The sequence below is a fragment of the Noviherbaspirillum malthae genome, assembly GCF_015352985.1.
GTDB lineage: Bacteria > Pseudomonadota > Gammaproteobacteria > Burkholderiales > Burkholderiaceae_D > Noviherbaspirillum > Noviherbaspirillum malthae.
This window is the reverse complement of sequence record NZ_JACYXF010000027.1, coordinates 30,009-53,016: the sequence shown is the minus strand read 5'-3', so window position 1 is coordinate 53,016 and position 23,008 is coordinate 30,009. Positions and strand designations below refer to the sequence as shown.

The following is a 23,008-nucleotide window of genomic DNA, read 5'->3' as shown; positions in this document are numbered from 1 at the left end:
CAAATATATAATGTTGCTAGTTTGATAAATTCAGCAAGTGGAGGTGGGTATGTTGTCGTGTGCGTCATCGATAACGGGACGGCGCGGCCTGGTTCATGTCCCGACCGCGTCGCTTCGCCCGATTGCGATGCATGGCTCGGCAATTCGACTTGGCCTCCGTCGGACATTTCCTCTTTCCGCCGCCTTGCGCAGACTTCCTGGCTGCTCTACAGGCTTTTCCCTGGTCGAGGTGCTGGTCGCCGTACTCGTTCTTGCAATTGGCGTCATTGGAGCAGGCGGTATGCAGCTTACGGCAATGCGTTCGAGCACCCAGTCGGCGTTCCAGTCGGCAGCAGTGCAACTCGCCGGCGAACTCGCCGACAAGATGCGCGCAAACAGCACAAGCATGAAACAGGGCAATGCCGATAGTCCCTACCTCAATATCGATTTTCAGGGCAATCCCGAGTCGGTGGCCGCGCCGTCCAAGTTCTGCTACACGGATGCATGCAACAGCCAGGAACTGGCGCAGTTCGATATCCACCAATGGCAGCGCAGGCTGGCCGCTGCCTTGCCGAATGCGAGAGCGCTTGTTTGCCGGGATGCCGAACCGTGGAATTCGGCGGCGCAGTCATTCAGATGGGATTGCAGCGGGGGCGCCGGCAATTCTTCACTGGTAATCAAAATCGGCTGGCAGGGCAAGCATGCGGACGGCAGCCTGATCCGGGACGACGCGAAACAGTTTCCGCCGAGCGTTGCCTTCGTCGTGGAGCCTTACGTGCCATGAGTGCAGGATCTTCATCGCGCACATGGCGACCAGGGCCGCTGCATGGCTATCCCGGCAGTGCAGGCCAGAAGGGACTGACGCTGATCGAGCTGATGATTTCGCTGACGCTTGGCCTGCTGATCGTCATCGCCGCGACATCGGCATTCCTGTCATCCAAGAACGCCTACACGGCCGGCGACGACGCAACGCATATTGATGATACCGGCCGCTTTGCGCTGGAAATCATCGCCAGAAGCTTAAGGCAGGCCGCCTATGTGGATTGGGATCGCAACGAGTCGCCGGCTGTCGTCAAGCCTGGCATGAGCCCAAGCATCGAGGGCCTGGATGCACGCAGCCTGAAGGCCAGTACCACGGGCATGACGTCGCCGCAGACGCAATCGGTCAATGGAAGCGACACGTTATCCGTTCAGTTCTTCGGTGCGGCGGATGGAACGATGCTCAATTGCGCCGGCTTTCCGGTTGCTGGCGGTCAGCGCGGCTCCAGTATTTTTTATGTGGCCACGGATGGAACCGGCGAGCCGCAGCTGTACTGCAAATATTCCGGGGATGACGGCTGGAGTTCGGACGCCATCGCGCGCGGCATCGAGGCATTTCATGTGCTGTACGGCCTGGATACGGACAATGACGGCATATCCAACCGCTTGCTCAATGCGGCGGCAATCAATGCGCTCGATGATGCCGCTGTTGGCGCCGGAGAGTCCGCTGTCCGCAATGCCAAGACACACTGGAAGAAAGTGGTCGCAGTCAATGTGGCGCTTCTTGTCCGCGGCAGCGCCAATGCAGATCCTGGCGGTAATGCGGCATCTGACGTATATGACTTGTTCGGCAAGGAGTATTCGGAACAGCACGGCGCCGGTGATCAGGGAGTCCGCTTGAGCAAGGAAGACCTTCCTGCATCGACGCGAAACCGCTTGCGGAAGGTCTTTTCAACAACGATCCAATTGCGCAATGCGGCGGACGGAGCCGATTGATGAACGGTAGCAAGCGACTCCCTGCATTTGCCCATCAGCCCCGGAGGACTTCGGCAATGAAAGCTGGACGGCCGATGCAACCACAGCAGCGACAGCAACGACTCCCGCGACGGCAGCAACAGCAGGGCATGTCGCTTATTGTTTCCCTGCTCATGCTCGTTGTCATTCTCCTGTTGGGAACGTCGGCAGCGCAGATCGCCCTGCAGGCGGAAAAGGGGTCACGCAATGACCGGGATCGCCAGATCGCGCTGCAGGCGGCCGAGGCGGCATTGATGGATGCCGAAATGGATATCGAGCAGTCCCCGGACCCGGCAAGGTCGCGCAGCGATCTGTTCAGCTCGGACAACATGCAAAGCTTTCCCGAAGCGGGCTGTATTGCCGGTGCGTCGAATATCAAGTTGGGCCTGCGCGCACCGTCCGGTCCGGATGCCAAGCCGGCCTGGGCTGCTGTCGATTTTCTCGATGACTCCGGCAGCGCCAGTTCGGTGCCTTATGGGCAGTTCACGGGAGCGGCGTTTCAGTCAGGCGCGGGATCGCTTCCTGCGCGGGTTCCTAGATACGTGATCGAACCCATGATCTTCACCTACAAGGGGCATAGCGCCGAAATGCCGACCGTTTTCTATCGCGTCACGGCGATTGGCTTCGGCATGCGGGAAGAGACGCAGGTCGTGTTGCAGACGTATTACCGGAAGGGAGAGAAATAACATGCGGTTCAGTCGACAATTGGCAAGGGCTTTTTTGGGATCGATCTTGCTCCTTGCAGGCAGCCACTTCCCTGCAGCCGCAGCGAATCCACCGGTCAGCATTGCCGAAGTTCCGCTGTTCGACGGACGACTGAACGTGCATCCCAATCTGCTGCTCAGTCTTTCGGTGGAGTTTCCAACGGTCGGAATCGCTTATCGCGGCGACGGCGGCACCTACAGCCGGACGCATCAATATGCCGGCTATTTCAATCCCGGGAAATGCTACCGATACAAGGGCAGCAACCGCAATCCGGGCAACGATCCAAATACGTTTTATCCAGGGCTTTACTTCGAAATTGAGAAGGATGCGGACGCGCTTCATGAATGCGACGGCACTACCTTCAGCGGCAATTTCATGAACTGGGCGGCATCTTCCGCCATCGACATGCTCCGCCTGTCGCTTACCGGCGGAGACCGCATCGTCGACAAGCCGGGCGAAACCGTGCTTCAGCGCGCGGTATTGTCCGATACGCCGGAAGCGAATTTCTATGCACATGCCACCTACTTCCCGCGGCGCGAACTCCGGCAGGACGGCAATGCTAGCGCTCCCAACCGTGTGACGCCTTTCAACGTCAAGCGCCTGTATATCGTCTCCTGCAGGAACAAGATCCTGTTCAGCGATGTGAGTAGCGGCACGATAGACGGCAATGAGGCACACCAGTATTGCGTGTCGCAATGGGACGGCACCGGGAAAATGCCTGCCAGCGCAACGGACAAGAAGCTTGGCGATTATCTGGTGCGTGTCGCAGTCTGCGACGCTGGCGAAGGTCCGGTGCGCAAGGATCTGTGCATGCAATACGGTGACGGCTACAAGCCGGCGGGGCAGATTCAGCGCAATGCGGAGCGGCTCAGAATCGGCGCCATGGGCTATCTGCTGGACGATACCGCGCAGCGTTACGGAGGAGTGCTGCGCGCTCCTGTGAAGTACGTCGGCGCGACACAGCGCAAGCCGCCGTCATTCGCCGAAGCCTTGAATGATCGCTCGGAATGGAATGCGGCGACGGGCGTTTTCTACAGCAATCCCGACAATGCGGACGAAACCGCCGGCAGCGGCGTGATCAACTACCTCAACAAGTTCGGCAGAACAGGGCGATACAAGCAGTACGATCCGGTCAGCGAACTCTTCTATGAAGGCATACGCTATTTCCAGGGCAAAGCGCCTACCGACGCGGCCATCAGCAATGTGACGAACAGCATGAAGGATGGCTTTCCTGTCCTTGGCACATGGGAGGACCCGGTCGTCGCCTCATGCCAGCGCAATTACATCGTAAGCATTGCCGACGTCAACACGCACTGGGATCGTCATGTGCCCGGCAACACGCGAACCAAGTTCGGGCCGGCCGGCAGCCAGGCCGATGCCTATGATGCCGCTCGTTCCGCCGATGCGGAAGTCGCCGGCAAGACGCCGCCACTCGATGTCGCCTACTGGACGAAGCGAATCGGCGACATGGAGACGGACGCATCGGGTACTTACGGGAACCCGGCCAAGAATGGCAATCTTGCCGGACTTGACCTCAGGGATACCGGTGCCTCCGGCCACGGCACCTATTACATGGCGGGACTGGCTTACTGGGCCAATACCAACGACATACGCCTGGACAAGCCGGTCCGGATCAAGACCTTTGCGATCGATGTGGATGAGGGCGGCAATGGCCTGATCGACGGCAGCAATCGCATCCTGCCTCCCCGTGACAGCCAGCTTTATCTCGCCGCGAAATACGGCGGGTTCGATGCAAGGACTGCGCAAAACAATCCTTTCATCACCATGTCATCCGAAGGCGTGCCAGCGGGGGGCAGCTATGCCGAGTGGAGCGACGGTACGGGGACGTCGGCTGTTCCTCGCAATTATTTTCTTGCCGGCCAGCCGACCGAGATGATGCAATCCATCGGCAAGGTTTTCGCGTCGATTGCCGGCGGCAGCGGCACGATTGCCGGCGTTTCCGCCTCTACTACGAAAATCTCCAGCGACGGTGCCTACGTCTACCAGCCGGGTTTCGAATCCGGCAGCTGGGGCGGCAGTCTGAAGAAACTGAAAATTACGCTGGACGCGAACGAACACATCCATATCGCGAAATCTCCGGAGTGGGATGCCGGCCACATCTTGACCGGTACGGACAAGCAGGCTCCCAAGCCGGCGCATGCCGACAGGCGCATCTTCACCAGCCAGTTCAATGCGGGCGGCGCCATGGCTAGTGTCGAATTCAAGTGGGACTTCTTGAACGAGGCGCAGCGGGCGCAGCTCGACGAATCTCCAGTCGACGGCAAACCGGACGGCAAGGGGCCCGCACGCGTGAACTACCTGCGCGGCGAACGGACATGGGAATCCGATCAGCCGAACGGTTTTTTCCGCAGCAGGAAGCGGGTGCTGGGGGATATCCTCAACAGCAATCCCGTCTTTGCCGGCGCACCGTCGGCATCGCATTTCGGCAGCAGTTACGAAACCTTCGCCAAAAACCATCAGCAGCGCACCAGGGCGGTTTATGTCGGCGCAAATGACGGCATGCTGCATGCCTTCGCAGCAAGCGACGGTACGGAATTGTTTGCCTTTGTTCCCAATGCCGTCCTGAAGCACATGAACCGTCTGACTTCTCCCGATTACAAGCACCGCCCTTATGTGGACGGCGGCATCGCGGTAAGTGAAGCGCGGGTAGGCAGTACCTGGAAGACGGTGCTGGCGAGCGGTATGGGAGGGGGTGCCCAGGGCGTCTTTGCGCTGGATGTGACGGATCCCGCAAATTTCGCGGACGGCGGTAAAGCCCTGTTTGAATTCACCGATGCGGACGATCCGGACATGGGCAATATCATGGGTGCGCCCGTAATCGCCAAGTTCAATACCGGCGCATCTTCCGGCGCGCCGCAATTCAAGTATTTCGTCGTCGTGTCCAGCGGCTTGAACAATTACCAGGATGACGGCGCCAATCGTTTCAATACCGACGGTGCCACTGCCTTGTTTCTTCTCTCGCTGGACAAGCTGTCGTCGGCGAAGTGGCAGCAGGGCGTAAACTATTTCAAGCTCCGCATGCCTGGCAAGGATGCAGCTTTGCAAAACGGACTTTCCTCGCCCGCACTGGTGACCGGTGCGGACGGCGCCGTACGCTATGCCTATGCAGGCGACCTGCAGGGGAATGTGTGGCGTTTCAACTTCACCGGCGCCGCACCCTGGAGCGATGCGCTTTCAGGCACCGAGCCGATGTTCAGCGCAACGGATCACAAGGGAGCGCGGCAACCAATCACCGTCCAGCCTCGTATCGTCTTCGCACCGGGCGGCGGCTTCATTGTTCTCTTCGGTACCGGAAAATTTATCGAACAGAACGATGCGGTCAGCTCAGGCTATTCGGTCCAGTCGTTTTACGGCGTGCTCGATAGCGGCGCCCAACCGTCCGCAGCGATCGGACGCGGCGATCTCGCGAAACGCACGCTGGACAGGACCAGCCAGGGGACTTTCGAAATTGCCGGACCCGAAATCAGTTACGGCGGTGGGGCTGATCAGCAGAAAGGGTGGTATTTCGACTTCGTGGAATCCGACAAGACCGGTGAACGCAACGTTACCAATCCGCTGGTAGTCAATGGCTATGTTTTCTTCAATACGCTTATTCCCGGCGCCGATCCCTGCCAGACCGGCGGCGGCCGCAGTTATGTGCTGGATACGCTCAGCGGGATGGCTGCGGGCGGCGAGACCCGTCGCCTTTCCGTGATCGGCATACTCAGTCCACCCATCCCTTTTGACACCGGTGTGGAAGTCGGGGAACGCAACGCAGTCGGAAGGAGGGCCGTGACGAAAAGGATCAGCGTCGTCAACTTCGGCACGGGCGGCACCAGCTCAAGCAACAGCGTGCCCAAGGGCGGAGATGCCGCGGCGGGAGAAAAGGTAGAGACGATAGTCCCGGCCGGACGTTTCAGCTGGCGGGAAATCATCAACTGGGAGGACATTCGGAATGCCTTGTTCAAGAAATAAACCAAGGCTGCGGCACGGGCACGGCGTTTCGGGCTCTGCGGACATGACCGGATTTACGCTGATCGAGCTGCTCGTTGCGGTCGTCGTGGTCGGCATTCTGTCTTCCATTGCCTATCCGTCCTATGTCGAGTCCGTCCGGCGTGCAAAGCGCGGCGAAGGAAAGGCTGCGCTTCTCCAGGCGCTTCAGGCTCAGGAGCGGTATTACTCCCAGCAAAATTCCTATGTTGCCTATTCGGCTTCCGCGCCGAAGGGTTTCAAGACCCATTCCGGGGACAGCCTTGCCGGCAGTCTCTACGACATGTCGGCGGATGCATGCGCAGGAGAAGTCATCAGGGATTGCGTGACCGTCACCGCCAAGCCGAAGTTCGATGATCCGACATGCGGTTCACTCGCGCAGTCGAGCAATGGCCTTCGGACTCCGACGGACCCTGTCTGCTGGAGATAACATGATGCCCGCGAGGAAAAGAGCACTTGGCAGCGCGCAAATGCATGGCAGCGGGCGCGCGGGCTTTTCGCTTGTCGAACTGATGGTCGTCATATTGATTGCCGCCGTGCTCGCCGGCATGGCGGTGCCTGCGTTCGGCCTGCTGATCGACAGCCAGAGGCTGACCAGCACTGCCAACGACTTCCTCGCTTCCATCCAGCTGACCCGTTCGGAAGCCATCAAGAGAGGGCGGCGCGTCGATCTCGTGCCGGCGGGGCCAAACTGGTCCGACGGCTGGATCGTTCTGGTCGACGAGAACGGCAACCAGTCGTTCGATGCAGGCGAAACGATTATCCATCGGCGCGAGCCGGCCTCAAGCGGAATATCGATAACCTCCAAGCTGACCGATAATGCGAACCCCTACATCGCCTACAACGGCACCGGGCGGACGCGGACCAACGCGGCCGGCGGGCAGCAGTTCCAGTCCGGCTCCATTGCGTTCGAACTCGGCGGCGAAAAGCGGCGCATCGTCCTGAATGCGCTCGGACGGCCGCGCGTCTGCAAACCCAAGCCCGGAGAGTCCAGCTGCTGAGCCGGTGTTTCCGGCGGCGGAGCGCATGAGGACACGAGCTAAAATGCCATCAGCGGCAGGCAGTTGTCCCGACTGTGCAATCACCGGGATAATGCATGACCTCATTCATCAATGCTTTGGAAAAGTCTCCGTGGAAATACTCAACGACTCGCAAGCAATGACGCTGGCACTGGAATGGGCGGCAAAGTCGATGTTCATCACGACACCCAATCCGCGTGTCGGTTGCGTCATCGTCAAGAACGGCCAGGTCATCGGCGCAGGCGCCACCCAGCCTCCGGGGCAGGCGCATGCGGAAGTGCAGGCGCTGCAGGATGCAGCAAGCCGCGGCGCCGACGTGCGCGGAGCGACGGTGTATGTGACGCTGGAGCCTTGCAGTCATTACGGCAGGACGCCGCCGTGCGCCGACGCGCTCATCCGCGCCGGCGTCGGCCGCGTCGTTGCGGCACTCGGCGATCCGAATCCGCTGGTCGGCGGGCAAGGGGTTGCCAAGCTGCGCGCGTCCGGCATCGAAGTCACGACGGATGTCTGCGCCGACGCGGCGCGGGAAATGAATATCGGATTCCTGTCCCGCATGCAGCGCGGACGCCCCTGGGTGCGCATGAAGGCGGCGGCCAGCCTGGACGGCAAGACGGCGCTTCATAACGGGCAGAGCCAGTGGATCACGTCGGCGGCGGCGCGCGACGACGGCCATTGGTGGCGCGCCCGTGCATGCGCCATCCTCACCGGCATCGGCACGGTGCAGGAAGACGATCCTCAGCTCAATGTGCGGGCGGTGGAAACACCCCGGCAGCCGCGCCGGATCGTGATCGACAGCCGCCTCCAGATCGACCCGTCGGCGCGCGTGCTGGCCGGCGGCGGAACATGGATTGCCGCTGCCGTGCCGAATCCTGAGAAGGAAGCGCAACTGCGTGCGCTGGGCGCCGAGATCATCATGCTGCCGAATGCCCAGGGCAAGGTCGACTTGCAGGCGCTGATGCAGGAACTTGGCCGGCGCCAGATCAATGAACTGCACGTCGAAGCCGGCTTCAAGCTCAACGGTTCGCTGATTCGCGAAGGCTGCGTCGACGAACTCCTGCTCTATCTTGCACCAACGGTTCTGGGAGATGCGCAGGGCTTGTTCGACCTGCGCGCAGCCGACAGTCTCGATGAAAAGACGCCGCTGTCCTTCCATGAAATCAAGCAGATCGGTCCCGATTTGCGTATCCTTGCTCGTTTCATCTGAACGGATTTCGATCATGTTTACCGGAATTGTCGCTGCTGTCGGAAAGATTTCCTCGATTACTCCCCTGGGCGAACAAGCCGACGCCGGCGTGCGCCTCACCGTCGATGCCGGCGGCCTGCCCATGGACGACGTGGCTCTCGGCGATTCGATCGCGCTCAACGGCGCCTGCATGACGGTCGTCAGCAAGACCGCAAGCGGGTTTGCGGTCGACGTGTCCCGTGAAAGCCTCAACCGCACCGCTGGTCTGGACGTACTCGGTGAAGTCAACCTCGAAAAGGCGCTGACTCTCGCCGACCGCCTCGGCGGTCACCTGGTATCCGGCCATGTCGACGGCCTGGGTACGGTGCTGCGCTTCGATCCGGTCGGCGAATCGATGGAGTTGGTCGTCGAAGCGCCAAGCGACATGGCCAGATATTTGGCCTACAAGGGATCGGTCGTCGTCAACGGGGTGTCGCTGACCGTGAACCGCGTGAGCGATACGGAGAAGGCCTGCGAATTTTCCATCAACCTGATTCCGCATACCGTGCAGGTCACCACTCTCAAGCACCTGAAACCCGGCACGCGCGTCAATCTTGAAATCGACCTGATTGCGCGCTACGTCGAGCGCATGCTCAGCCTGCAAAAGTGAGGGGATGGAAGGCCGGTACCGGAGCCCGGAGCAGGGCGGCCGCAGGACCGCGGTTTGTTTCGAACTTGAAAGTTCAGGGGCAGCCAAATCCTTTAAAATAGCGGGCTACATAGGATTTCAGTCATGGCTATTTCAACAACTCAAGAAATCGTTGCCGAGCTGCGCGCCGGCCGCATGGTCATCCTCGTCGATGAAGAGGATAGGGAAAACGAAGGCGACCTGGTCCTGGCGGCCGAATTCGTGACGCCGGAAGCCATCAACTTCATGGCCAAGTATGGGCGCGGCCTGATCTGCCTGACGCTGACCGAAGAGCGCTGCAACCTGCTGAACCTGCCGATGATGACGACCCGCAACGGCACGTCCTACGGTACCAACTTCACCGTTTCCATCGAAGCGGCCGAAGGCGTGACCACCGGCATCTCGGCCGCAGACCGGGCCCGCACCGTGCAGATGGCTGTCGCGAAGAATGCCAAGGCGTCCGACATCGTGCAGCCCGGCCATATTTTTCCGTTGAAAGCCCAGAAGGGCGGCGTCCTGATGCGCGCCGGCCATACCGAGGCCGGCTGCGACTTCGCCGAACTGGCAGGCCTGACGCCCGCCGCCGTCATCTGCGAGATCATGAAGGATGACGGCACCATGGCCCGTCTGCCCGACCTCATCGAGTTTGCGAAGGAACACAATCTGAAGATCGGCACCATTGCCGACCTGATTCACTACCGCAACCAGAACGAAAGCATCATCGAGCGCGTGGCCGAACGGACCATGCACACTGCGCACGGCCCGTTCCGCACCATTGCCTACCGCGACAAGCCCAGCGGCGGCGCACATCTTGCGCTGGTGCATGGCGATATCTCGCCGGAACTCGAAACCATGGTGCGGGTGCACCAGCCGGTATCCATACTCGACCTGCTCGAAACCGAGGTCACCACGCACTCCTGGAATGCGGCGTCGGCGATGGCCGCAATCAAGGCAGGGGAACGCGGCGCGATGATCCTGCTCAATTGCGAAGAGTCCGCCGAACAGATGTTTTCCCAGTTTGAAGCGCTCAACAATCCCGAGTCCGTTCCGCAGCCGCGCGGCTCCCGCCTCGATCTGCGCACCTACGGCATCGGCGCCCAGATACTGAAAGACATCGGCGTGGGCAAGATGAAGCTGCTCGCCAGCCCGCGCAAGATGCCGTCGATGACGGGTTTCGACCTCGAAGTCGTCGGCTACCAGGCCAAGCCGTAACACCGAACGATCCTGGCGCGAACAAACGCGACCGGGACGCGAACCGAATACGAACTGAACGGCGGTGTTGCAGCCGCCGGCAACCGACAATCAATAACAACCGTACCTTGCCGCGCCATGCCGCCATCGTTTCATCGGCTTCATCGGAAAACATGCATGCGGCGAGGTGTCAGTTTCATTAAGCGCAGCTGCGCATGAAGGAATTACCATGACTGTAGGAACATACGCGACGAATCTGAACGGCGAGGGCGTGCGCATTGGCATCGTGCAGGCTCGCTTCAACGAAGACGTTTGCCATGGCCTGCTGTCTGCCTGCCTGGCAGAACTCAAGCATCTCGGCGTTGCCGATGAAGACGTGTTGCATGTCACCGTCCCGGGTGCGCTGGAGATTCCGCTGGCACTGCAGAAAATGGCCGAGACGCAGCAGTTCGATGCGCTGATCGCCATCGGCGCCGTGATCCGCGGTGAAACCTACCACTTCGAACTGGTATCCAACGAGTCCGGCGCCGGCATCACCCGGGTGGGCCTGGATTTCGGCATTCCCATCGCCAACGCCGTGCTTACAACCGACACGGATGAACAGGCTGAAGCCCGCATGGCGGAAAAAGGCACGGATGCGGCGCGCGTCGCCATCGAAATGGCCAATCTGTCGATTGCACTGGAAGAACTTGCCGAAGCCACTGACGAAGAGTAAGCCATGAACCAGAAAACCGTTCACGCCAACCCGAACAAGAACCGGACCCCCCGTCACCGCGCCCGCGAGTTCGCATTGCAAGGCCTCTATCAGTGGCTGCTGGCCGGCGAGGATGCGGGCGCCATCGATGCCCACATCCGCGAAGCGCATGGCTTCGACAAGGCCGATGCCGAACACTTCAATGCGCTGCTGCACGGTACCATCAAGCACGCTGCCGCGCTGCGCGAAAACCTGGCGCCGCTGATCGACCGGCCCATCGACCAGCTGTCTCCGGTCGAGCATGCGGCGCTGCTGATCGGCGCCTACGAACTCGAGAACCATATCGAGATTCCGTACAAGGTCGTCATCAACGAAGCGGTCGAACTGACAAAATCCTTCGGCGGCATCGATGGACACAAATACGTGAACGGCGTACTCGATAAATTTGCCGCCAAGGCGCGCAATGTCGAAGTCGACGATGCCAAGAAGCGCTGACCGTCGGCACGTTCTACCCGATCTTCAATCCATCTGCGGCGGCCGGGATTCCATCCGATTCCCGCCGCACATCCTGATTTCATGACTCCGACTCTGGCTTCCCGCCTTGCCAATATTGCGCCTTTCCATGTCATGGAACTGGCCAAGATGGCGACAGAACTTGAACGCGCCGGGCGCTCCATCGTCCACATGGGCATCGGCGAACCCGATTTCACCGCACCGCCGCCGGTGATTGAAGCGGCATCGCGCGCCTTGGCGGACGGCCGGCTGCAATACACGGCCGCGGTCGGCATTCCGGCATTGCGTGAAGCAATCTCTGCGCATTACCGTGACGTGTACGGGCTTGACGTGGCGCCGTCGCGCATCATCGTGACGGCAGGCGCCTCGGCGGCGCTGCTGCTGGCCTGCGCGGCGCTCGTGGAAAGCAATGCCGAAGTGCTGATGCCCGATCCTTCCTATCCCTGCAACCGGCATTTCGTTGCGGCATTCGAGGGCCGGGCGAAAATGATCCCGAGCGGTCCCGAGCAGCGCTTCCAGTTGTCCGATGCCGTGGTCAGGGAACATTGGGGCGCAGCTACGCGCGGCGTTCTGCTGGCATCTCCCTCCAACCCGACCGGAACGTCGATAGCGCATGACGAACTCGGAAAAATCGTCTCGACGGTGAGAGAGAAGGGCGGTTTTACCATTGTCGACGAGATCTACCAGGGTCTCACCTATGACGAGGCGCCATATTCCGCGCTCTCGCTCGGTGATGATGTAATCGTCATCAACAGCTTCTCCAAGTATTTCAACATGACGGGCTGGCGGCTTGGCTGGCTTGTCGTGCCGCCAGCCATGGTGGCGCAGATTGAAAAGCTTGCGCAGAACCTGTTCATCTGCGCATCGGGTATCGCCCAGCATGCGGGGATTGCCTGTTTCAAGCCGGAATCGATCGCCATCTATGAGGAACGCAAGGCCGAGTTCAGGCGCCGGCGCGACTATATCGTGCCGGCGCTGCGCGAGCTCGGCTTCAAAGTACCGGTGACCCCGGATGGCGCATTCTATGTCTATGCCGATTGCTCGGCGCTGTCGAATGATGCCGACCGCCTGACGATCGACATGCTGAATCAGGCGGGCGTCGTGCTGGTGCCCGGCCTGGATTTCGGGCCCTTCACGGCACGGCAGTACATCAGGCTCTCCTACGCCACGTCGATGGACAACCTGAAGGAAGCGGTTGGCCGTCTCGAACGTTTCTTTGCAGAATACAGTCCAGGTCGCTGATGTCCGGCTCCAAAGGGCGGGCAATAAAAAAGGAGCCTTTCGAGGCTCCTTTTTTCATGGGCGCAATTAACGTCAAACAAATTCAAAGGGCCGGTACAAGCTGGTCCTCATTCTGCGCAAGCGGGCGGTTTTCCTTCATTGCCGTCGAGGCGCTCTCGGAGGAAGACTGTGTCTTCATTTCGGCAGGCGCAGCCTTGGCGGGCGAGGAGGTAGTGGGAGATGCGCTGGCAGTTGCCGTGGAGGTGAACACCGGCACCTTCTTGCCCGTTGCCACTTCCTTGAGGCGCCGGTATTCGGCAAGGACCTTGGCGCCGTAGCCGGAGTCCGATTCGAATGCGCCGGCGCCGACATACATCTTGAGGCCGGCTTCCACCGAACCGCCACGTTCGACGTAATCCTTGAGGATCAGGGAGCCGACGCGAATGTTGGCCACGGGATTCAAGGCCGCCTTGACGCCGCCGAGTTCGGCAAACTTGTCGTGGTGCACCTTGGACATGACCTGCATCAGTCCTTGCGCGCCGACCGGGCTTTCGGCAAACGGATTGAAGCCCGATTCAATGGCCATGACCGACAGGATGAGCAGGGGATCGAGCTTGATTTCCTTTGCGGTCAGGTAGGCCGCCGACACGAGCATGTTGGTTGCGTCGGCCGCCACGCGGTAGCGTTTCGAGAGCCATTCGGTGACCCATTGCTGCTGCTTGGAATTTCCGGCCTGGACGGCATCCGCATGCGGCGTGGCCGGTGCGTGGACCGAGGCCGCAACCGGAACGGCCGCAACCGTCTTTGCTGCAGTCGCGGTAGCTGCCGGGACGGAGGCGCTGGCCGAAGCCCCCATGCGCTCAGACTCCGCTGCGGCATTCGTCACCGCAGGAGCCGCAGTCGCCGCGACAAACGGCGAGAACGCCTTCAAGCGGTCGGCCGCTTCCGGCTTGACGAACATGATGCCCAGCATGGCCAATGCAGCGATGCCGAACAGGGTGAGCGTATGGCGGGCGGTAATCATGAAACCGCTGATCGTGTCGCGGGCAAACACTGCCCATGCGGCCGACTGCGTGGCCTGCTCACAGGTAAAGTCATACGCTGCCCGCGTATATCGATTTATCATTGAACCTCCTGAAATTTCACGGCAAACGAAGTGCCACAACAAGCTGCTGCAGGCACTTGGCTGTCAACGTGAATCAGTCACTGTCTGCAGCCGCGCGCAGCGCTGGCCGGCAGACATCGCGATTGCCCGTCCTGGTGTCTCGGCACACTGCCGGCAGGAAGAGCAACTTTTTCGGGGGGAAGGCGGACGCCTTTTGAAAACACTCCTTAAAATGTCATGTGGGACCCCGATCCCGTGAGTCTTGAGCGGGTTACTATGCCTGTCCCTGAATGTGGGGAGAGGACCGCTCATCAAGCTGGCCGAATTTTAGGTGCGTGTTTATATCGAGTCAATACTAACAAATCCGTATTTCATTACTTTTCGATATAATAAATATCCGCAGTGCAACAAAAGATAAATAAAATCAACTACTTGGGCTTGCATTTTACAAATATAAACAAGACGCAAACTTTGTGAAAAATCATGAAATATTCGGATTTGCGGGATTTTATTGCCCAAATGCAAGAAATTGGCGAGCTTAAGCAGATTTCGACGCCTGTATCGCCTCATCTCGAGATGACTGAAATCTGCGACCGGGTCCTGCGCCAAGGCGGTCCCGCCTTGCTGTTCAGGCAGCCGGTCGGCCACAGCATCCCGGTGCTGGGCAATCTTTTCGGCACGCCGCGCCGGGTCGCCCTTGGCATGGGGGCGGAGGATGTCGGCGAGCTGCGCAAGATCGGACACCTGCTTTCCACGCTGAAGGAGCCCGAGCCGCCGAAAGGCTTGAAGGATGTGCTCGGCCTGGGAAGCATGGTGAAGGCGCTGTGGGACATGGCGCCGAAGGAACATCGGTCCGCGCCGTGCCAGGAGGTGGTATGGGAAGGGCAGGACGTGGATCTGGCGAAGCTGCCGATCCAGCATTGCTGGCCGGGCGACGTTGCGCCGCTCATCACCTGGGGCCTGGTCATCACCAAGGGGCCGCACAAGAAGCGGCAGAACCTCGGCATCTACCGCCAGCAGGTGATCGGCCGCAACAAGGTCATCATGCGCTGGCTGGCGCACCGCGGCGGCGCCCTGGATTTCCGCGAACATGGCATCGTCAACCGTGGCCAGCCCTACCCGGTGGCGGTGGCGCTGGGCGCCGATCCGGCGACGATACTCGGTGCGGTCACCCCGGTGCCGGACAGCCTTTCCGAATACCAGTTCGCCGGCCTCCTGCGCGGCAGCCGGACCGAACTGGTGAAGGCGATCGGCAGCGAACTGCGCGTGCCGGCCTCCGCGGAAATCGTGCTGGAAGGGCACATCTATCTCGACGACTCCCATCCGAGCGGCTACGAGCATGCGCTGGAGGGGCCGTACGGCGACCATACCGGCTACTACAACGAACAGGACTGGTTCCCGGTGTTCACCATCGACAGGATCACGATGCGCCGCGATCCCATCTACCATTCCACCTATACCGGCAAGCCGCCGGATGAGCCCGCGGTGCTCGGCGTGGCGCTCAATGAAGTCTTCGTGCCGCTGCTGCAGAAGCAGTTTTCCGAAATCACGGATTTCTACCTGCCGCCCGAGGGCTGCAGCTACCGGATGGCGGTGGTGCAGATCAGGAAGGCCTATGCAGGCCATGCCAAGCGGGTGATGTTCGGCGTCTGGAGCTTCCTGCGCCAGTTCATGTACACCAAGTTCATTGTCGTCGTGGACGAGGATGTGAACATCCGCGACTGGAAGGAAGTGATCTGGGCGATCACCACGCGCGTCGATCCCTCACGGGACACGACGCTGGTCGACAACACGCCTATCGATTACCTCGATTTCGCTTCGCCGGTCAGCGGACTTGGAAGCAAGATGGGCATCGACGCTACCAACAAGTGGCCGGGGGAAACCAGCCGCGAATGGGGAACGACGATTGCGATGACTCCCGAAGTCAAGGAGAAGATCGACCGTATCTGGGGTGACCTCGGCATTTGACGGTCGGATTAGGAAATAGGGAGGCGCGTCCGCCGCTTTGCTGTTAGAATGCGGGTTGGCGGGCCCCTGCGCATTGCGGCATGGCCAACCTGGTCAGGTCGGGAACGAAGCAGCCACAGCCATTTCCCGCAAGTGCCGTAGACAAGGCTCGCCTCTTTCCTGCAGTTTTCTTATATTCCCCTCAAGCATCACATTCCTTATTCCGGCCAGGCTCGGTTCAGTATGTCCTGCTGCAATGCGGCTGACGACAGCGTGCCGTATACGCGCCCCGACTCCATATCGAGGCGGCTGGCGATGAAGGCATCGGCGATCACTGAGGGGGCGGCTTGGCGCATCAGGCAGGCCTGAGCGGCAAGCACCAGCTTCTGTGCGAAGCGGCGGGCCAGCAGTTCGCGCTGTTCCGGCGGCGTGGCGAGGTCGCTGCGCAGCCCGTTCACCAGACCCCGCAAGCCATCATGGCCGCTGGCGGCATCGGCCAGCTGGTCGAGCAGCAGGAAGAAGCCTTCGGTTTCCCGTTCGACGGCGCGCAAGACATCCAGGCACATCACGTTGCCGGAGCCTTCCCAGATCGAGTTCACCGGCGCCTCGCGGTAGAGCCGCGCCATCGGTCCTGTCTCGACATAGCCGTTGCCGCCCCAGACTTCCATGCATTCCCCGGTGAATTCCAGCGCGCGCTTGCAGATCCAGAACTTGGCTGCCGGCGTGACGATGCGCCGCCATGCGCGCTCCAGCGGGTCCTGCGGCGATTCGAATGCCTGCGCCAGGCGCAGCATGAGCAGGGTCGCCGCTTCGCTCTCCAGCGCCAGGTCCGACAGGACGTTGCGCATGAGCGGCTGTTCGGCGAGATGCCGGCCGAAGGCGCTGCGGTGCCGGGCATGGTGGGCCGCCTGCACGAACGCCTGGCGCATCAGTCCGGCGCTGCCGATCACGCAGTCGAGGCGGGTATGGTTGGCCATCTCGATGATGGTGGGAATGCCCCGTCCTTCTTCGCCGACCATGATGCCGTAGGCGTCCTGGAATTCGACTTCGCTGCTGGAATTGGAGCGATTGCCCATCTTGTCCTTGAGCCGCTGGACCAGCACCGCGTTCTTGCTGCCGTCAGGCCGCCAGCGCGGCACGAAAAAGCAGGAGAGGCCGCCTTCGGTGCGGGCCAGCACCAGGTGCGCATCGCACATCGGCGCCGAGAAGAACCATTTGTGTCCGGTCAGCGCGTAGGCGGCGCCGCGTCCTTCGCCGTTCAGGGGGCGTGCGGTGGTGGTATTGGTGCGTACGTCGGAGCCGCCCTGTTTCTCGGTCATGCCCATGCCGACGAGAATGGAGGTCTTCTGCTGCAGCGGCAGGTCGCGCGGATCGTGTTCCGTCGAAAACAGCTTGGGACCAAGTTCGGCGAACAGGCCGGGTTCGTTGCGCAGCACCGGGATCGAAGCGAAGGTCATGGTGGTCGGGCAGAGCGAACCGGCCTCGACCTGCGCGTGCAGGAAATAACCGGCGGCGCGCGCCACATGGGAACCGCTGCGCGGCTCCATCCAGGGCAGGGCATGCAGCGCTTCCCGGCGCAGGGAAGCCAGCAGCGCATGCCAGGCCGGATGGAATTCCACCGAATCAATGCGCCGCCCGAAACGGTCATGGGTCTCCAGTTCCGGGAGATGCCGGTTGGCGAGGTCGCCCAGATGCAACACCTCTTTCGTGCCCAGACGCGCGCCCAGCCCCCGCAGTATTTCCTCGTTCCAGCCGGCGCCGAAGCGGCGGATGCCGTTGGCAAGCGCGATATCGGTGGAGAACAGGTCGTAGTCTGCCAGTTCGGGCACCTGGTTGGTGACTTCATGGGTCGGCCATTGCATGTCGGTATCCTTTTTTCAACAACTGAATCCGCAGTCTATAACTTGCATCAGGTCAGGTAAAATGCTTGCTACAACCAACAGCCAGCGCAACCATGTCTTATCAAGTTCTCGCCCGTAAGTATCGCCCAAAGAGCTTTGAAACGCTCGTCGGGCAAGAGCACGTCGTGCGGGCGCTCACCCATGCGCTGGACCAGCAGCGTCTGCACCATGCCTATCTGTTTACCGGAACGCGCGGCGTGGGCAAGACGACGCTGTCGCGCATTCTCGCCAAGTCGCTGAATTGCCAGGGGCCGGACGGCAACGGCGGAATCACCGCCAGGCCATGCGGCGTCTGCGAAGCCTGCGTCGCCATCGATGCCGGCCGCTTCGTCGATTACATCGAGATGGATGCCGCGTCGAACCGGGGTGTCGATGAAATGGCGCAATTGCTGGAGCAGGCGGTGTATGCGCCGTCCAATGCGCGCTTCAAGGTCTACATGATCGACGAAGTGCACATGCTGACCAATCATGCGTTCAATTCCATGCTCAAGACGCTGGAAGAACCGCCCGAGCATGTGAAGTTCATTCTCGCCACCACCGATCCGCAAAAGATTCCGGTAACGGTGCTGTCGCGCTGCCTGCAGTTCAACCTCAAGCAGATGCCGCCCGGGCATATCGTCGGCCATCTGGAAAACATTCTCGGCCAGGAAGACATCGCCTTCGAGCCTCAGGCCTTGCGCCTGCTGGCGCAGGGCGCGCACGGTTCCATGCGCGACGCCCTGTCCCTGACCGACCAGGCCATTGCCTATGCCGCCGGCAAGGTCACGCTCGAAGCGGTGCAGGGCATGCTCGGCGCCCTCGACCAGTCCTACCTGATCCGGGTGCTCGATGCGCTGGCCGCGCGCGACGGTGCCGGCCTGCTCGCGGTCGCCGACGACATGGCCGCGCGCAGCCTGTCCTACAACGCAGCCCTGCAGGATCTCGGCACCGTGCTGCACCGGATCGCATTGGCACAAACCGTACCGGCTGCGGTGCCCGACGACGTTCCTGAAAGGGAAGACATCCTGCGCCTGGCGGGCCTGTTCGATGCCGAAGAGATCCAGCTGTTCTACCAGATCGCCGTACACGGGCGCAATGACCTGAGCCTTGCCCCGGACGAATATGCCGGCTTCACCATGACCCTGTTGCGGATGCTGGCATTCCGTCCTGGCATGGGCGGAGCGGACGGTGCAGCCGGTGTGCCGCCGCCTGCGGCTTCCATGCCGCAGGCGCCACAGGTATCGCCGAGGGCGAGCGCTCCGGCGACCAGGCCGTCGGTAGCGGCTGCTGCGCCTGCATCCGCGCCCGCGGTGCGCCCGGCCGGCATGAGTCCCGCCCGCGCCGCGCTGGAAGCGGCACGCAACGGCGGCAAGGCGCCATCGGGCGGTGCCATGGCAAGGCCTGCGGCGCAGGTGCCTTCCGCGCCGGCAGCAGCGGTATCCGCGGCACCTTCGGCACCCGCAGCATCGGCAGTCTCCGTGCCGCTGGCACGCGCGCCGTGGGACGATGCGCCGGCGCACATGCACGAAACCATTCCCTTCGACGCCTTGCCCGTCGCCGCTCAAAAAAAAACTGAGTCACGCATCGCGGAACTAGTGCTCGCCGATACGGCTGTGCTTGAAGAGCCGCCGGGCATGCGCATGCCGGCGCCTTCGCCCGCAGCCATGCCCGAGCCCGAGGTGGCCATCGTCAAGCCGGAGGCATTGCCGCCGCTGGCGCCGACGCCGATACCTTCGCTCGGCTGGGACGGCAACTGGCCGGTGCTGGCTGCGGCACTTCCCTTGCGCGGCGTGGTCCAGCAACTTGCGCAGCAGAGCGAACTGCTGCAATGCGAAGACAACGGCGACGGCGTGCTGTTGCATCTGCGCATTCCGCTGGAAACGCTGAGGTCTGCGGGCGCAGTGGACAAGCTGATGGCGGCATTGACCGAGCACTTCGGCAAGACTGTGCGCGTCACCAGCGAAATCGGCGCAGTCCGCCAGACGGCCAATGCCGCCGCGGTGGCCGAACGCGAAGCCCGCCAGCGCCAGGCGGAAGAGAACATGCAGCGCGATCCCTTCGTGCAGACGATGATGCGCGAATTCGGCGCGACCATCGTGCCGGGATCGATCAAACCCCTCTAACCAATATTCGGGAGAAAGACCATGATGAAGGGCCAACTCGCAGGACTGATGAAGCAGGCGCAGCAAATGCAGGACAACATGAAGAAGATGCAGGATCAGCTTGCATCGATCGAGGTCGAGGGCCAGTCCGGCGCCGGCCTCGTGAAGGTGGTCATGACCTGCAAGAACGACGTCAAGCGCGTGACCATCGATCCGTCACTGCTGGCGGACGACAAGGACATGCTCGAAGACCTGGTCGCAGCCGCGTTCAACGATGCGGTGCGCAAGGCCGAAGCCACGTCGCAGGAAAAAATGGCCGGTATGACCGCCGGCCTGCCGCTGCCGCCCGGCTTCAAGCTGCCGTTCTGACGGCCAGAGACAGGATACGGGACCATGCCCGGCATGGTCCTGCGCACCATCCAGAAATCCTGCAATCCCAATTTCCACAATCCGGCAATAGGGAACCGAATTGAAATCTCCGTCCAGCCTCGATTTTCTTACCGAAGCCCTGCGCAGGCTGCCGGGTATCGGCCCCAAGTCGGCGCAGCGCATGGCCTATCACCTGATGCAGCATGACCGCGACGGGGCAGGCCTGCTCGGCCGCGCGCTGCTGCAGGCGGTGGAGCGCATCCATCACTGCGCCAGCTGCAATACCTTCACGGAAAACGAGCTGTGCGAAATGTGCATGGACCCGGAGCGTGATGCCACGCTGCTGTGCGTGGTGGAAACACCGGCCGACCAGTTGATGATCGAGCAGACCCTGACCTACAAGGGCCTGTACTTCGTGCTGATGGGACGGCTCTCGCCGCTCGACGGCATCGGCCCCAAGGACATTCATCTCGAGAAACTCATCGCACGTGCCACCGACGGTGTGGTGAAGGAAGTGGTGCTGGCCACCAATTTCACCAATGAAGGCGAAGCCACCGCGCACTACATCAGCGAGACGCTCAAGGCGCGCGGAATCAAGGTGAGCCGGCTCGCCCGCGGCGTACCCGTCGGCGGAGAGCTGGAATACGTGGATGCGGGAACGATCGCCCGCGCGATGCTGGACCGCCGCACCACCTGAGTCACTGAACCCTCATGCCGCGCTTTGCAGACTCACGGGATGATTGGGTAACAGGCGCGCAGAATCTGTCCCGGCTCAAGCTGCGCTGGCAGTCGCTTTGCAGCAGCCTGACATGTCCGGAAAGGGCTGCCGCCGACGTGTGGCAACTGATCGACCGGCATTACAGCGAGCCTCACCGGCATTATCACAACCTCGGCCACGTCGCAGCGCTGCTGCGGCATGCAGATGCCCATCGTGCGCATCTTTCTCACGTCCAGGTCGTGGAACTGGCAATCTGGTTTCACGACATCATTTACGAATCCCGATCCGGCGGCAATGAAGTGGCGAGCGCAGCGCTAGCCGCCGCGGCAATGCGGGCGATGCAGGTCGATCCCGATATCATCCCCCAGGTCGAACGCTGCATTCTCGCTACCATCAGCCATGCTGTCACCGACATGGAAGTGCCTGATCTTCCGCTGTTCCTCGACTTCGACCTGGCAATACTCGGCGCGCCTGCCGAGCACTATCGGCATTACCGCGAGGCGATCCGCAAGGAATATGCATGGGTGCCGGAACAGGACTATCTCACCGGCCGGGCCAAGGTGCTGCGGCGCTTCCTCGAACGTCCGGCACTGTACTTCACGCCATGGATGGCGGAACGCTTCGAAGCGCCCGCCAGGGACAACATCCAATCCGAACTGCTCCTGCTGGAGCCGCATTCCACATCAAGGTAGAACATGCAGGCAAACCCATCCGCCGGCCCGCTCGCCGGCATCAAGGTACTCGAACTCGGCACATTGATCGCCGGCCCTTTCTGCTCGCGCATGCTGGCCGAGTTCGGCGCCGAGGTCATCAAGATCGAAGCGCCCGACGGCGGCGATCCGATCCGCCAGTGGCGGGTACTCAAGGACGGCACCTCGCTCTGGTGGACGGTACAGGCACGCAACAAGAAGAGCGTGACGCTCAACATGAAGGAGGCGCGCGGACAGGAAATCGCGCGCCGCCTGGCGCTGGAAGCCGACATCATCATCGAGAATTACCGCCCCGGGGTGCTGGAGAAATGGGGCATCGGCTACGAGGCGCTGAAGGCAATCAACCCCGCCGCCATCATGGTGCGCCTGTCCGGCTACGGCCAGACCGGACCCATGAAGGACTTGCCCGGCTTCGGCGCTATCGGCGAATCGATGGGCGGCCTGCGCTATGTGTCCGGCCACCCCGACCGACCGCCGGTGCGCATCGGGATTTCCATCGGTGATTCCGTCGCGGCGCTGCACGGCGTCATCGGCGCGATGATGGCCCTGCGCCACCGCGATGCCACCGGCGGCCGCTGGAACGGCAAGCAGGGCACCGAATGCGTCGCGGGCCAGGGGCAGATGGTGGACGTGGCACTGTACGAAGCAGTCTTCAACATGATGGAATCGCTGGTCCCGGAGTACGACCACGCCGGCGTGGTGCGCGAGCGCACCGGCGGCGCGCTGCCGGGCATCGTGCCGTCGAATACCTATACCACCGGCGACGGCGAGAACATCGTCATCGCCGGTAATGGCGATGCCATCTTCAAGCGCCTGATGCTGGCCATCGGCCGCGACGACATGGCCAACGATCCGGCCCTGGCCCGCAACGACGGCAGGGTGCCGCGCACTGCCGAGATCGATGATGCGATACAGGCCTGGTGCGCCGGCAGGAACATCGACGAGGCGCTGGCCGCGCTGAAGGCTGCCGATGTGCCGGTCGGTAAAATCTATTCGGTGCGCGACATGCTGAGCGACCCGCAATTCCTCGCCCGCCGTATGTTCGAGCAGCACAGTTTCGCCGACGGCACGCCGATCAAATTGCCGGCGATTACCCCCAAGCTGTCCGAAACGCCGGGCGAAACGAAATGGCTCGGCCCGGGACTCGGCGAGCACACTGCTGAAGTCTTGCGCACACTGGGTTATGATGATGAACACATCACACAACTCAAGCGAGATGGGGTGATTTAGTCAGACGAGAAA

General features: G+C 61.5%; 20 protein-coding genes and 1 other RNA gene. 19 read left to right on the top strand and 2 right to left on the bottom strand.

Features of this window, described 5'->3' with window-relative positions; translation table 11 throughout:
- Positions 1-49: 49 nt before the first annotated feature.
- The 12 genes from pilV to IGW03_RS22765 all read left to right on the top strand — a co-directional run bounded on the left by pilV (position 50) and on the right by IGW03_RS22765 (position 12,956).
- The gene (pilV, locus tag IGW03_RS22820; protein ID WP_323745013.1) at positions 50-763 is read left to right on the top strand and encodes a type IV pilus modification protein PilV; all 714 of its coding nucleotides are present in this window, start codon (positions 50-52) and stop codon (positions 761-763) included.
- The gene (locus tag IGW03_RS22815; protein ID WP_228535961.1) at positions 760-1,734 is read left to right on the top strand and encodes a PilW family protein; all 975 of its coding nucleotides are present in this window, start codon (positions 760-762) and stop codon (positions 1,732-1,734) included. The genes pilV and IGW03_RS22815 overlap by 4 nt, the downstream gene beginning before the upstream one ends.
- Positions 1,735-1,808: 74 nt before the next feature.
- The gene (locus tag IGW03_RS22810) at positions 1,809-2,438 is read left to right on the top strand and encodes a pilus assembly PilX family protein (protein ID WP_194724834.1); all 630 of its coding nucleotides are present in this window, start codon (positions 1,809-1,811) and stop codon (positions 2,436-2,438) included.
- A gap of 34 nt (positions 2,439-2,472) precedes the next feature.
- Entirely contained in the window at positions 2,473-6,432 is a 3,960-nt protein-coding gene (locus tag IGW03_RS22805; protein ID WP_194724833.1) for a pilus assembly protein, read from the top strand.
- A gap of 43 nt (positions 6,433-6,475) precedes the next feature.
- Positions 6,476-6,877 (top strand): type IV pilin protein, encoded by a 402-nt coding sequence (locus tag IGW03_RS22800; RefSeq protein WP_194724863.1) that lies wholly within the window; start codon positions 6,476-6,478, stop codon positions 6,875-6,877.
- 1 nt (position 6,878) lies between these two features.
- Positions 6,879-7,448 (top strand): GspH/FimT family pseudopilin, encoded by a 570-nt coding sequence (locus IGW03_RS22795; RefSeq protein WP_228535959.1) that lies wholly within the window; start codon positions 6,879-6,881, stop codon positions 7,446-7,448.
- Between the two features lie 130 nt (positions 7,449-7,578).
- Entirely contained in the window at positions 7,579-8,670 is a 1,092-nt protein-coding gene (gene ribD / locus IGW03_RS22790; RefSeq protein WP_323745012.1) for a bifunctional diaminohydroxyphosphoribosylaminopyrimidine deaminase/5-amino-6-(5-phosphoribosylamino)uracil reductase RibD, read from the top strand.
- A gap of 13 nt (positions 8,671-8,683) precedes the next feature.
- Positions 8,684-9,298, top strand: a complete 615-nt coding sequence (locus IGW03_RS22785; protein ID WP_194724832.1) for a riboflavin synthase — start codon at positions 8,684-8,686, stop codon at positions 9,296-9,298.
- Between the two features lie 123 nt (positions 9,299-9,421).
- Positions 9,422-10,528 (top strand): bifunctional 3,4-dihydroxy-2-butanone-4-phosphate synthase/GTP cyclohydrolase II, encoded by a 1,107-nt coding sequence (gene ribBA, locus IGW03_RS22780; RefSeq protein ID WP_194724831.1) that lies wholly within the window; start codon positions 9,422-9,424, stop codon positions 10,526-10,528.
- Between the two features lie 208 nt (positions 10,529-10,736).
- Positions 10,737-11,222: a 6,7-dimethyl-8-ribityllumazine synthase gene (gene ribH / locus IGW03_RS22775; RefSeq protein WP_194724830.1), complete on the top strand. Its 486-nt coding sequence runs from the start codon at positions 10,737-10,739 to the stop codon at positions 11,220-11,222.
- Positions 11,223-11,225: 3 nt separating this feature from the next.
- Positions 11,226-11,696 carry a transcription antitermination factor NusB gene (gene nusB, locus IGW03_RS22770; protein ID WP_194724829.1) on the top strand — a complete coding sequence of 157 codons (471 nt, stop codon included), beginning with the start codon at positions 11,226-11,228 and terminating at the stop codon, positions 11,694-11,696.
- Positions 11,697-11,777: 81 nt separating this feature from the next.
- Complete coding sequence (locus IGW03_RS22765; protein ID WP_194724828.1) at positions 11,778-12,956, top strand: pyridoxal phosphate-dependent aminotransferase; 1,179 nt, start codon at positions 11,778-11,780, stop codon at positions 12,954-12,956.
- An 82-nt stretch (positions 12,957-13,038) separates the two neighbouring features.
- Here IGW03_RS22765 and IGW03_RS22760 read toward each other — a convergent pair whose 3' ends face one another.
- Complete coding sequence (locus tag IGW03_RS22760) at positions 13,039-14,061, bottom strand: transglycosylase SLT domain-containing protein (RefSeq protein WP_194724827.1); 1,023 nt, start codon at positions 14,059-14,061, stop codon at positions 13,039-13,041.
- A 462-nt stretch (positions 14,062-14,523) separates the two neighbouring features.
- Between IGW03_RS22760 and ubiD the strand changes: the two genes are divergently transcribed.
- Both ubiD and ffs read left to right on the top strand, forming a co-directional pair.
- Entirely contained in the window at positions 14,524-16,008 is a 1,485-nt protein-coding gene (gene ubiD, locus IGW03_RS22755) for a 4-hydroxy-3-polyprenylbenzoate decarboxylase (protein WP_194724826.1), read from the top strand.
- A 57-nt stretch (positions 16,009-16,065) separates the two neighbouring features.
- Positions 16,066-16,164: signal recognition particle sRNA small type (ffs, locus tag IGW03_RS22750), an RNA gene on the top strand.
- A gap of 41 nt (positions 16,165-16,205) precedes the next feature.
- Here ffs and IGW03_RS22745 read toward each other — a convergent pair.
- Complete coding sequence (locus IGW03_RS22745; RefSeq protein WP_194724825.1) at positions 16,206-17,849, bottom strand: isovaleryl-CoA dehydrogenase; 1,644 nt, start codon at positions 17,847-17,849, stop codon at positions 16,206-16,208.
- A 92-nt stretch (positions 17,850-17,941) separates the two neighbouring features.
- Between IGW03_RS22745 and IGW03_RS22740 the strand changes: the two genes are divergently transcribed.
- The 5 genes from IGW03_RS22740 (at position 17,942) to IGW03_RS22720 (ending at position 22,996) form a co-directional block, all read left to right on the top strand.
- Positions 17,942-19,990, top strand: a complete 2,049-nt coding sequence (locus IGW03_RS22740; protein WP_194724824.1) for a DNA polymerase III subunit gamma/tau — start codon at positions 17,942-17,944, stop codon at positions 19,988-19,990.
- A 21-nt stretch (positions 19,991-20,011) separates the two neighbouring features.
- On the top strand, positions 20,012-20,338 hold the full coding sequence (locus IGW03_RS22735; RefSeq protein ID WP_194724823.1) for a YbaB/EbfC family nucleoid-associated protein: 327 nt from the start codon (positions 20,012-20,014) through the stop codon (positions 20,336-20,338).
- A 100-nt stretch (positions 20,339-20,438) separates the two neighbouring features.
- The gene (gene recR, locus IGW03_RS22730) at positions 20,439-21,035 is read left to right on the top strand and encodes a recombination mediator RecR (RefSeq protein WP_194724822.1); all 597 of its coding nucleotides are present in this window, start codon (positions 20,439-20,441) and stop codon (positions 21,033-21,035) included.
- Positions 21,036-21,049: 14 nt separating this feature from the next.
- Complete coding sequence (locus tag IGW03_RS22725; RefSeq protein WP_194724821.1) at positions 21,050-21,748, top strand: HD domain-containing protein; 699 nt, start codon at positions 21,050-21,052, stop codon at positions 21,746-21,748.
- Between the two features lie 3 nt (positions 21,749-21,751).
- Positions 21,752-22,996 carry a CaiB/BaiF CoA transferase family protein gene (locus IGW03_RS22720; RefSeq protein ID WP_194724820.1) on the top strand — a complete coding sequence of 415 codons (1,245 nt, stop codon included), beginning with the start codon at positions 21,752-21,754 and terminating at the stop codon, positions 22,994-22,996.
- The last annotated feature ends 12 nt before the right edge of the window (positions 22,997-23,008 follow it).